Origin of the sequence: Limnospira sp. (genome assembly GCF_051859755.1) — a bacterium.
Taxonomy (GTDB): domain Bacteria; phylum Cyanobacteriota; class Cyanobacteriia; order Cyanobacteriales; family Microcoleaceae; genus Limnospira; species Limnospira fusiformis.
The window spans coordinates 1-11038 of the sequence record NZ_JBIMLI010000152.1; the positions used below are offsets into that span (position 1 = coordinate 1).

At 43.0% G+C, this 11038-nt stretch carries 9 protein-coding genes and 1 pseudogene; 6 read left to right on the plus strand and 4 right to left on the minus strand.

Annotation, left to right across the window (positions count from 1 at the left end; genetic code table 11):
• Positions 1–317: 317 nt before the first annotated feature.
• On the minus strand, positions 318–1124 hold the full coding sequence (locus tag ACTIE0_RS20235; RefSeq protein WP_006669313.1) for an ABC transporter permease: 807 nt from the start codon (positions 1122–1124) through the stop codon (positions 318–320).
• A complete protein-coding gene (locus ACTIE0_RS20240) occupies positions 1114–1791 on the minus strand; it encodes an ABC transporter ATP-binding protein (protein ID WP_006669312.1) in 678 nt (225 codons plus the stop codon). Before ACTIE0_RS20240 ends, ACTIE0_RS20235 begins: the two co-directional genes overlap by 11 nt.
• Positions 1792–1991: 200 nt before the next feature.
• Between ACTIE0_RS20240 and ACTIE0_RS20245 the strand changes: the two genes are divergently transcribed.
• The 5 genes and pseudogenes from ACTIE0_RS20245 (at position 1992) to ACTIE0_RS20265 (ending at position 6852) form a co-directional block, all read left to right on the plus strand.
• A complete protein-coding gene (locus tag ACTIE0_RS20245; protein WP_235677615.1) occupies positions 1992–2771 on the plus strand; it encodes a transporter substrate-binding domain-containing protein in 780 nt (259 codons plus the stop codon).
• 12 nt (positions 2772–2783) lie between these two features.
• A pseudogene (locus ACTIE0_RS20250) lies at positions 2784–3131 on the plus strand (diguanylate cyclase domain-containing protein); the annotation flags it as partial.
• 9 nt (positions 3132–3140) lie between these two features.
• Positions 3141–3929 carry a putative bifunctional diguanylate cyclase/phosphodiesterase gene (locus ACTIE0_RS20255; RefSeq protein ID WP_338085933.1) on the plus strand — a complete coding sequence of 263 codons (789 nt, stop codon included), beginning with the start codon at positions 3141–3143 and terminating at the stop codon, positions 3927–3929.
• 40 nt (positions 3930–3969) lie between these two features.
• The gene (locus ACTIE0_RS20260) at positions 3970–6216 is read left to right on the plus strand and encodes an FUSC family protein (RefSeq protein WP_439516962.1); all 2247 of its coding nucleotides are present in this window, start codon (positions 3970–3972) and stop codon (positions 6214–6216) included.
• A gap of 186 nt (positions 6217–6402) precedes the next feature.
• Positions 6403–6852: a hypothetical protein gene (locus ACTIE0_RS20265; RefSeq protein WP_228116408.1), complete on the plus strand. Its 450-nt coding sequence runs from the start codon at positions 6403–6405 to the stop codon at positions 6850–6852.
• 165 nt (positions 6853–7017) lie between these two features.
• Here ACTIE0_RS20265 and miaA read toward each other — a convergent pair whose 3' ends face one another.
• Complete coding sequence (gene miaA, locus ACTIE0_RS20270) at positions 7018–7983, minus strand: tRNA (adenosine(37)-N6)-dimethylallyltransferase MiaA (protein WP_006623559.1); 966 nt, start codon at positions 7981–7983, stop codon at positions 7018–7020.
• Between the two features lie 121 nt (positions 7984–8104).
• Between miaA and gyrB the strand changes: the two genes are divergently transcribed.
• On the plus strand, positions 8105–10042 hold the full coding sequence (gene gyrB / locus ACTIE0_RS20275) for a DNA topoisomerase (ATP-hydrolyzing) subunit B (protein ID WP_006623560.1): 1938 nt from the start codon (positions 8105–8107) through the stop codon (positions 10040–10042).
• A 91-nt stretch (positions 10043–10133) separates the two neighbouring features.
• Here gyrB and ACTIE0_RS20280 read toward each other — a convergent pair whose 3' ends face one another.
• A complete protein-coding gene (locus tag ACTIE0_RS20280; protein WP_160162552.1) occupies positions 10134–10538 on the minus strand; it encodes a hypothetical protein in 405 nt (134 codons plus the stop codon).
• Positions 10539–11038 lie beyond the last annotated feature (500 nt).

Sequence of the window (11038 nt, forward strand, 5' to 3'; positions counted from 1 at the left end):
TTGCAGAGTTTGCTAAGGTCGTATTTGCCGACATCTTGGCTATCCATCCAATAGCGCAACGCCTTATTACGGACAAACTGAGCCGTCCGTATAGCGTCGTCTATAGCGGTAGCCTGGGCAGGCTTTACCCGTGCTTTGAACTCAAGTACAATCATTTTCCCTTATATTAGCATATCTGGCGCAAGAATGCGGCTAAAGCCGCCGTTGCTTTTCATCCCTGGGCTAAAGCCACAGGGCTTTCAAGCTATCGTCTATTCACGTAACACAAAATTAGGAGATTTCAGAAGTGGTGATAGTCGTTCCATGATAACAACTGCTCATTTTTTGGTGATCTGATCAAGGCGATCGCTTAGGAGTTGGTGACTGGGACTGAATAGGGCTAACCAGGCTAGTATGACGACTCCGAGAGTTCCGAGGGCGCTGGCGGAGGCGATCGCAAAGATAATCACAATCTGATAGCGTACAGCATCAAGGGGGCTGGCTCCGGCTAAAATTTGACCAGTCATCATACCGGGTAAACTAACTACACCCATAACCATCATAGAGTTAATCATAGGTATCATGCCGGTTCGGACTGCGGTCTGAATTTGTTTATGGCTGGCTTCCCACCTGGTAGCACCTAGGGCGAGTAGGGTTTCAATGCCATTACGGTTACTGACGACTCCTTCCATAAACCTGTCTAAGCCTAAAGAAATTCCGTTTAGTGTGTTTCCGAGGATCATTCCCAACAGAGGGATTAAATATTGGGGATTGTACCAAGGTTGTACTTGAATGATGCCGATGACTGATAGGTTGGTGATTAAAAGGGCTGATACTAATACTGACAGTAAACTCCGCCAATAGATTCCCGCAAAACGGCGCGATGTTCGGTTTACTGCTGATATTCCGGCTATGGCTGCCATTAATAGGGCGATCGCTAATACTACCCAGGGGTTATCCAGAGCGAATAACCATTCTAAGATATAGCCCACCAACAATAATTGTACTACGCAACGCAGTGAGGCTATGGCGAGGGAGCGTTCTAAGCCTAGGCGTAATTGTACGGATAGGGCGACGTTGATGATAATTAATAAAACTGATGCGCCTAGTTGTCCATAACTGAGGGAAAGGTAATCATCCGACATATTCAGAAAGGATAAGTTGTTGATTGGTAACTCGTTGAATTTGCTGGGGGTCGTGGCTAGTCCAAATACAAGCGCGTTGAGGGTTCGCCGCCAACCAGGAGGCGATCGCCTTTTCCACTTTTTGGGTGGTGTCCGGGTCTAAAGATGCTGTACATTCGTCTAATAATAAAAGGGTGGGTTCTAGTTGTAGCGATCGGATAATTGCCACAATTTGACTTTCTCCCCCTGATAGGTTGGCGGCGGGTTGGTAGAGAAACTCCGGGTGTCGGTTGAAGGTTTCGAGTAGGTCTCCGACTCGGTGAGGGTCATAGCTACGGTGGGAGTTAACCGCCAGTTGATAGACTGCCTTTAGGTTGGCTTCTACACTACCCTCGAACATGATGGGGCGTTGATGTAGGTAAATGACTTGTGAGCGGTACAGGGGCAAATTCCAGGCGCTCAGGGAGCGATCTAAATATCTGATTTCTCCTTCCCCTAGGGGGTCAAGGCAGGCGATCGCTCTCAATAATAAACTTTTTCCGGTTCCCGTCGCACCGACTAAGCCTAATTGTATGCCCGGTTCTAGTTTAAACGATAAATCACGCCATAGCCACCTGGTTGGTTGCTCTGTTGTTTGGGAAGGTTGTATTTTTTGACAGCCGATTTTGATGGCTTCCAGAATTGCCATTGCTCAACACCAACAAGGTTGTTTCTGGCTAACTGTTGGGTTCAACAGATGTAACCAGAGGTAATTGATAGTGATTAATTATTCCTGGGGATGGGTAAACTGTCAACTATTGGTCTCTAGGCAGAAGATTGGGCAGATTTTGGTATGGGGTTGCTACTATCTATTATATGATAGACTGAATTAAAATGAATCACCAGAAAATGAAGTTTGTTGCAGCGTTTAGTAGTTGCTTAATTATATCTATGCAGTTAGGGGTGTATGCTGCCCCGGCTACAACTACAGAGAATCTAGTTCGCGTGGGGATATATGAAAATAAACCCAAGATTTTTATTGATGAAAGTGGTAAACCTGCGGGGTTCTGGGTAGATTTACTTAACCCTATAGCAAGGAGGCAAAATTGGCAGTTGCAGTATATCCCCTGTGAGTGGAATCAATGCCTAGAATTACTGGAGGAAGGACAACTTGATTTAATGGTAGATGTGGCTCACTCAGAAGAACGCGATCGCCGTTTTAACTTTAACCAAGAAGTTGTTTTACACGCTGCTGATGGCAGTTATTTATATGTGACTACCTCCCGTGAAATATTGCTAGGATATACCCCAGAGGAACTGATTGCCAAAAATCCCACTGATATTTTACAACCAGACCAATTATATCCGGTATCTCTGGAATCTTCCCTAAATATTTTACCGGGAATATCTCGTCCAATAATTTATCGAATCCGCCAAAAAAATGGACAATATATCTGGTTAGAAACTCTCACCAAAGTGATTTTAGATGACCAAGGAGAGGTCAGACATTTACAGAGTACATCTAGGGATATTAGCGATCGCATTCAAGCAGAAGAACAGTTAAAATATGATGCCCTCCATGATGGCTTAACCGGACTTCCCAACCGGAATCACCTAATGGCGCGCCTAGACATGGCTTTAAAGCGAGCTAAAAATAATCCTAATTTGCAGTTAGCCATCCTGTTTTGAGATTTAGATAATTTCAAGGTTGTCAATGATAGCTTAGGTCATTTAATTGGCGATAAAATGCTGTCATTAGTGGCAAAAATCATCCAAAATCTAGTCAGAGACACTGATTTATTGGCGCGTTTAGGAGGGGATGAATTTGTGATTGTCTTAGAAGATTTAGAGGCGACCAATGAGGCGACAAGGGTAGCGGAACGAATTTTAGAAAGTCTGCGATCGTCACCTTTACAAGTAGGGAAAAGAGACGTATTTGTGAATAGTAGTATTGGCATAGTTGTGCGGACAAACCGCCACGAAAAAGCCGAAGATTTACTCAGGGATGCCGATTTAGCCATGTATCGAGCCAAACATGAAGGACGGGGGAGATATGCTATCTTTGACCCGCTGATGCACTTCCAAGCTGTCCAACAAATGCACCTAGAAAATGACCTCCGCAAAGCCATAGAAAACAATCAGTTAGTTTTATATTATCAACCTATTGTAAATATCAAAAACCAGAGGATTCAGGGATTAGAAGCGCTGGTACGTTGGCAGCATCCGGAAAGGGGTCTTTTAGCTCCTGGTCACTTCATTAACATTGCCGAAAACACTGGTTTAATCATACCTATAGGGAGATGGTTATTACACACAGCTTGTCAACAATTAGCCGAGTGGGAAAATCAATTTCCCCACCATTTTTTAAAGATGAGTGTGAATCTTTCCGTTAAACAATTAGATATTTTTTTACTAGAACAACTTGACGAAGTGCTAAATAATTATAATTTGAAACAGAATAGCTTAGTCCTGGAAATTACCGAGAGTATGCTAGTGGCTAATATTGAAAAAACCTGTGATTTACTCAACCAAATTAAAGCCAAAGGTATTGGTTTAAGTATTGATGACTTTGGCACAGGTTATTCTTCCCTTAGCTATTTGCATCAGTTACCTGTTAATAGTCTCAAAATTGACCGTTCTTTTGTCAGTCCCGCCAATTTGAGTGACCGCCACCAGGTGATTGCCAAATCCATTATAGCTTTAAGTAAATTACTGAAACTTCATGTAATTGCTGAAGGTGTGGAAACACCCGAACAATTCCACTGGCTGAAAAAACTCGGTTGTGAAGCCGCCCAAGGTTATTTATTTTCTCGACCTGTTCCGGCTAGTGACATCACGGAGTTATGATCTCAAAAATTATTGTGTATTCCTGAGAGTAAATATTCCGATGAATTTAGCAAATAATCACCTGTTTAATTTTCTGCTGAAATTTGAAAAGACCATCGAAGCATACCGAGGTATTCGCGCGGGTATAGCTTTAGCATTTCCCCTAGTAATCGGTCGGTTAATGGGTTATCCAGAGACGGGATTTTATATAGGCTTGACAGGAGTATTTTTTATTTTGGGTGCGGTTGGTGGCCCTTATAAAATTCGGGCAAAAACAGCGATCGCTACCCTGTTAGCAGGTCTTTTAGCTATTGGTTTGGGAACTTTGGTATCCCATATTATTTGGCTAAAATTACTGATGACCTTTTTGTGGATGTTTGCGGTAGGATATGCTGCAGTTTACGGACATCCTGGGATAATGACGGGAATTGTGACTGGGATTTTATTTCTGTTTACTATTCATACTCCCCCAGGAGATATCATAGTAGCCGGAGAAAGGATGTTGATTGGTTTGGTGGGAGGAATTTGGGCGATCGCTTTATGGTTCATTTTTTGGCCCCTACAACCTTATCTCCCCCTCAAAAAAGCCATAGCTGACTGTTATACGGCGATCGCTGATTATATACAAGTAGTTTTAAGTAATTCTACCAGTCTATCTGTCTCCGAATTACAGCAAGTTAAAGGATGGCGAGAAAAACTACAACTGGCTAAAGATGCTTTAGTCATCAACCGCCAAGGTCGCCGAGGTACTTCCGAAATCGGACAAGCTGCAGTCATCTTGATTCAAGATATTGAATACTTGATGACCGCTATCTCTACCTTAATTAAGTTATCGGGAATCCATCGACAAAATTCCGAAAATATCACCGTAAAAATATTGTTAAATGAGGCTTTTAAAGAAATAGTCATTAACCTGGAAAATTTAGTCCAAAAAATCCGCAATCAACCAGCTAAATTCAACTGTGATCGTCTCAAACAAATTACCCAAGCCCTAGATGAACAACAATCTTTTCAACGTCAAACTATTGGTAATCAGGTAGATGCTTATGTGAGTTTAATTTCTCTTGTCCGGTTAGTCGAAGCCTTAAATAGGTTGATTTCTCTACTGGAAAGAACCTATTTAGTCGTCGAGGAAATGAAACCCACTACTATTCCAGGAGAAAATAACTCGGAATTATCCGAAATAACTATATTGTTAGAAAAAGGTGATCAACCCTGGTTTCAACCTCTGTTAGATAACTTGAGTTTCGATTCTGCTATCTTCCGTCATGGACTCAGACTAGCTATTGCTACATCAGTAGCAGTGGCGATCGCTACTATTGAATCTATCCCCAGAGGCTTCTGGATTAGTTTAACTGTTTTATTGGTTTTACAGCATGATTTTGGTAGCACATTTCGCCGCTTTTTTCAACGAATTTTAGGCACAGTTTTGGGTGCGTTAATGACCCCTATATTAACTGTGTTTATTTACACCCAAGCAGGCTTAGAAGCCATTGCTATTGTGTCCGTTTCCGTGGCTTTCTCCTTACTCAGGTTTAACTATGGAGTAGCCGTTTTTTTGATTACTGTATATGCTGTAACTCTCGAACAAAGCCGAACTTTTGAGAATGCTTGGATCGCGACTCTGCGAGTGATTGCTACTTTAATTGGTTCTGGGTTAGCTTTTATGGCTGCATTCTTTCTATTTCGCGATCGCCAGGAACAACAATTCTGGAGACTAGCCACTAATGCTATTAGCTGTAGTCGGGATTATTTCCAGATAGTCATGATGTCTTACTTGTCTAATAAATCTCCCGATTATCAGGCTATCAATAAACAGCGCCACCAGAATAGACTCGCTCAATTTAACGCCCAAATTTCTCTACAAAAACTCATTGATGACCCGCAAACTTCCCAACTCCAAATTGAAATAGCTTTAACTCTGATGACTAACTTAACTCGGTTCAGTCGCGCTATCACTGTTCTAATTGACCAATTAAATGATTTTAGTGGTACAGACCCTCACCCAGAATTAGAAACCTTTGTCAGTCGCATTGATTTGGGGTTGTCACAATTGGAAACTTCCCTAAAATCTCAAAGTCCTCTCCCCCCTATTCCCGATACAGTTACGCCATCGCAACAGTTTCAGCTTTACCTCAAGGGTCTACAACAAAAACGCTTAATCGAATTTGCTAACCGCGAAGATGAAACCCCCACCCGTCAAGTTTTACTGGACTATAGTATTGTGGCTTTAGAAATAGAGGAAATGGCAGATTATCTACAGGGTATGTATCACGCCGTTTCTCAATTGTCATGGCGATCGCTATAGCTACGGGAGGAATTGACATAGTTAGATTTTCCCGCTAGGTATCAAGACAATCGCGGGTATCAATACCTATAAAATCACCAAATTTCTACCTTATGATAGATACAAAATAGCCCATAATTTGTGATTCTAAATGATAGATAAACTTATTTTTTGTCTACAATTGCAGTTAATTTAATGGGTTTTTTGATGAAACGATTGTCTGATTTTATGAAGTCTCTGAGATTAGATCATTTGGTGACGGTGTTAATGGCGGTGACTTTACTATTGGTGACAGCAGCTTGTAGCAACACTGAAACTGCTAGTTACAATAATTCACAAGCGGATCAGTATCAGGAAGATGTAGCAGAAAACTTGAGTGATTTTCGTCAGGAACTTGAAGACCTAGCCGCAGAAGTACAGACTAAGGTGGAAGAGGCTGCGGGTGTAGTTAAGGAAGAAGGTGGAGATATGACTAAGGAAGCCAAGCGACAATTAGAAGATGCTGCTGATGTAGTTAAGCAGGAAGGTGGAGATATGACTAAGGAAGCCAAACGACAATTAGAAGATGCTACCGATGTGGTTAAGGAAAAGGTGGGAGAGGCTAAAAAGTCTGCACAACGGACTATTGAGGATGTTTCTGATGCGGCGGATAGCTAATATAGTGGGCTAAAATACTTATAGCCTAGTGAATCTGTTTGTCCGCCACTAAAACTCAATCACTTGTGATACAATTGGAGGGTGATGTAATTCTCTCCTTGTTTTCCAAGTTACTCCTCATTTATCCTCAAGTTAGGGTGAGTGAGGGGCTTTAATCTCTATAGGTTAATGATAAGTTAAAAAACGGTTAATAGTTTCCCAAACTTGGTCTATTAAGTTGGTACTATCAGCATCAAACCAGTGAATTTGAGGAATAGCCTTAAACCAGGTGTTTTGTCGTTTAGCAAATTGGCGAGTATGCAAAACTGTCAATTCTTTGGCGGTGGCGAGGGTAATATCGCCAGCTAGGTATTGGCTAATCTCTTGATAGCCTAAAGTTTTCAATAGGGGTAAATCTTGACCGTAGCGATCGCCTAAACGTTGCACTTCCGCCACCAAGCCAGATTCTATCATAGCCTCGGTGCGATCGCAGATGCGACGGGTGAGGGTAAGTGGGTCTTGACAGGTTAGACCCAACTGCAAAATCGGGTAATTAGGGGGGTTTTCTCCTTGTTGGGCTGAGATGGTTTGTCCCGTGACATAATAAACTTCTAAGCCTCTGAGGGTGCGTACAGCATCATTAGGGTGAATTTTTTGGGCGGCGACAGGATCAACTTGCTGTAAAAGGCTGTATGCGAAAGGTTGACCCAAAGCCGTGAGTTGCGATCGCAATTGGGGATGTGGTGGAACTCTGGGAATTTTCAAACCAGCGGCGATCGCCTTAATATATAACCCAGTTCCTCCCACCAGAAGTAAAGGCTTACCCCGTGGCGCTAATATATGGGATTGGCCAATTAACTGATTAGCCCGATCCTGATAATCTGCTAGAGTTAGGGTTTCCGTCGGATCGCAGATATCAATCAGATAATGGGGGACTTGTTCCCTTTCTGCTAAAGTAGGTTTAGCAGTTCCGATGTCAAACTCCCGGTATACTTGGCGTGAGTCCGCACTGAGAATCACCGTTTCCAGGCGTTTAGCCAAAGTTAACGCCAAACCCGATTTTCCCGTAGCCGTCGCGCCACAAACCACAATCACCCCAGTTGGAGGAGTGAAAAGTTGCTCATCGTCGATTGTATGATTGGTATATCCCATATCCAAACTTTAATTTAGCCTGCCCTAATCTCGTCTATAACCCTTTTGTGTTACAATTTTGGCTATATTTATCATTTTTGAAGCCCCTGGGCTTCAGCGCCATTATTGGAGCAGTTTTTAGATGACCAGCACGTACTCAGCAGACCAGATCCAAGTTCTTGAAGGTCTTGAAGCAGTCCGCAAACGTCCGGGGATGTATATTGGTTCTACCGGACCGCGCGGCCTTCACCACTTAGTTTATGAGGTTGTTGATAACTCCGTTGATGAGGCGTTAGCTGGCTATTGCACGCACATCGAAGTTGAGATCAACCCAGATAACTCCGTCAGAGTAACTGACGATGGTCGAGGTATCCCCATTGACACCCACTCCAAAACTGGCAGATCAGCCCTAGAAACCGTAATGACTGTTCTCCATGCAGGAGGAAAGTTCGGCGGCGGTGGCTATAAGGTATCAGGCGGCTTACACGGGGTGGGTATCTCCGTTGTGAACGCTCTATCAGAATGGGTGGAAGTAACAGTATTACGAGACCACAAACGATACGTTCAACGCTACGAGCGAGGGGTTCCGGTCACAGAAGTAAAGGAACACTCTAGCAAAGAAACCCAAACTGGAACTTCTGTCTGCTTTAAACCCGATACCAAGATTTTCACCACGGGGATAGAGTTTGAATATGATACCATTGCCAGCCGTTTAAGGGAACTGGCTTATCTGAATGCAGGAGTACGCATTACTCTCACCGATAACAGGCTGGAGTTACTCAAACGGGAAGAGGCTAAGGTTGAGAGTTACTGTTACGAGGGGGGCATTAAGGAATATGTTACCTACATGAACCGGGAAAAGCAGGCTCTCCACGAAGATACTATTTATGTGTCTGGTGAACGCAATAATGTTCAGGTGGAAGTGGCTCTACAGTGGTGTGTTGATGCCTACAGCGACACGATTTTGGGTTTTGCTAACAATATCCGCACCGTTGATGGTGGTACCCATTTGGAAGGGCTGAAAACTGTTCTGACTCGCACCATGAATGCGATCGCCCGTAAGCGTAATAAGATTAAGGATAATGAGCCTAACCTGGGGGGGGAAAATGTCCGGGAAGGTTTGACTGGGGTGATTTCTGTTAAGGTTCCTGACCCGGAATTTGAGGGACAAACCAAAACTAAGCTGGGAAATACCGAAGTTCGCGGAATTGTCGATTCCCTGGTCGGCGAGGTTCTGACTGAGTTTCTGGATTTTAACCCTAATGTGGCTGATGCCATTTTAGAGAAGGCTATTCAGGCTTTTAAGGCGGCGGAAGCAGCACGGCGCGCGCGGGATTTGGTGCGCCGCAAATCTGTGTTAGAATCTTCTCCGTTACCAGGAAAGTTGGCAGATTGTAGCAGCCGTGACCCGGAAGAGTCGGAAATCTTTTTGGTTGAGGGAGATAGTGCGGGTGGTAGCGCTAAACAAGGACGCGATCGCCGTACTCAGGCGATTTTACCCCTGCGTGGTAAGATTCTGAACATTGAGAAAACCGATGATGCGAAAATCTACAAAAATAATGAGATTCAATCACTAATTACCGCTTTGGGATTGGGTATTAAGGGGGAGGAGTTTGACCCGTCTCAGTTGCGCTATCACAAAGTGATCATTATGACTGATGCTGATGTTGATGGCGCTCATATTCGGACTTTGCTGTTAACCTTTTTCTATCGCTATCAGCGAGAGTTGGTTGATCAGGGTTTTATTTATATCGCCTGTCCGCCTCTTTATAAGGTGGAAAGGGGACGCAATCACTACTATTGCTATAATGAGCAACAATTGCAGCAACAATTGGCTGAGTTCCCCGATAATGCTAATTATACCATCCAACGGTTTAAAGGGTTGGGGGAAATGATGCCGAATCAACTCTGGGACACAACGATGAACCCGGAAACTCGCAGCATTAAACGGGTGGAAATTGAGGATGCGGCGGAGGCTGACCACATCTTTACCGTGTTAATGGGCGATCGGGTTGCGCCTCGTCGCCAGTTTATCGAGGATCATGCTCCTCGTTTGGATATCACTGATTTGGATATCTAATTTTCCCGCCGCCTGAGAACTGATGTGCTGAGTTTTTGAAAGCGATCGCATCAGTTCTTTCCAGTTCACCCGTGGGTTAGCTGCTATCAACCTACAAAAATAGGTTTTTCTTGCCTCCTGGTAACTGAGAACTAACTAGATAAAAATCATGGGGATAAATCCAATGAGTATCCATCGGGCCGTGAATCTGAATCCCCGTCATAACCCCATAATTAAACACGAAATTATCCACCGGAGATAACAACTTTTCTACATCTTCTGAAATAATTTTACTAGCTAACTGAGTGATTTCTACTAGATTAGGTTTATCCCCATATTTAAGCGCCAAAATGATTTTTTGACGGATGATAGATTGCTCAATATCCTGCATATCGGTCATTAATTGCAGATAACCAGATTCTAACTCCTTAACAATTGCTTCTAAAGCACCACAAACATGGGAAGCCTTATCTATTCCCGACCGATAAACTTTGCCGATTTCTCCATGTTTAGAAATGGCAAAAGGTAGTTAATATTCATCAGTGTTAAAAATTATAGGTTTGGGGAGTGCTAAGTCAATTTTTGGGATTATCGCTGTCTGAGTCTGTAGCAGAAATTTGGTTTTTTGTCAAGAGGGTAAATTTGGAAGGACCCTAAATTACTGAAAAATCGTGCATCGCCAGTTTTAAAATCTGGTCAGCAAATTATCAAGTGGGCGACGCAATGGTGGTTTTAGCCTCTATTTTTGGCATTAGACACAGTAGCCCCTTTGGTGCTATTTCTTATATGGTACTACAACCCCTATAATTTCGTCAACCTTTTGGCAGTAATTATCAATAAAATCGTAACAATTCTTAACAGTAATTAGGTAGCCCTCTGTAAGGAAGCCAATGGGAGTTAGATTAAAGAACTCATTTTTGGATCTTCCTTAAACCAGAGAGAGAGCATGATTTAATCTCAAATTAGGTTAATATTTTAGGGCAATATGGTATAAGAAGCGAGAAGAGTTGAGGATAA

Bases quoted from the DNA above. Each gene is read 5' to 3' on its own strand.
- ACTIE0_RS20240 (WP_006669312.1), bottom strand. From the start codon at position 1,791: ATGGCAATTCTGGAAGCCATCAAAATCGGCTGTCAAAAAATACAACCT.
- ACTIE0_RS20235 (WP_006669313.1), bottom strand. From the start codon at position 1,124: ATGTCGGATGATTACCTTTCCCTCAGTTATGGACAACTAGGCGCATCA.
- gyrB (WP_006623560.1), top strand. From the start codon at position 8,105: ATGACCAGCACGTACTCAGCAGACCAGATCCAAGTTCTTGAAGGTCTT.
- ACTIE0_RS20265 (WP_228116408.1), top strand. From the start codon at position 6,403: ATGAAACGATTGTCTGATTTTATGAAGTCTCTGAGATTAGATCATTTG.
- ACTIE0_RS20245 (WP_235677615.1), top strand. From the start codon at position 1,992: ATGAAGTTTGTTGCAGCGTTTAGTAGTTGCTTAATTATATCTATGCAG.
- ACTIE0_RS20260 (WP_439516962.1), top strand. From the start codon at position 3,970: ATGAATTTAGCAAATAATCACCTGTTTAATTTTCTGCTGAAATTTGAA.
- miaA (WP_006623559.1), bottom strand. From the start codon at position 7,983: ATGGGATATACCAATCATACAATCGACGATGAGCAACTTTTCACTCCT.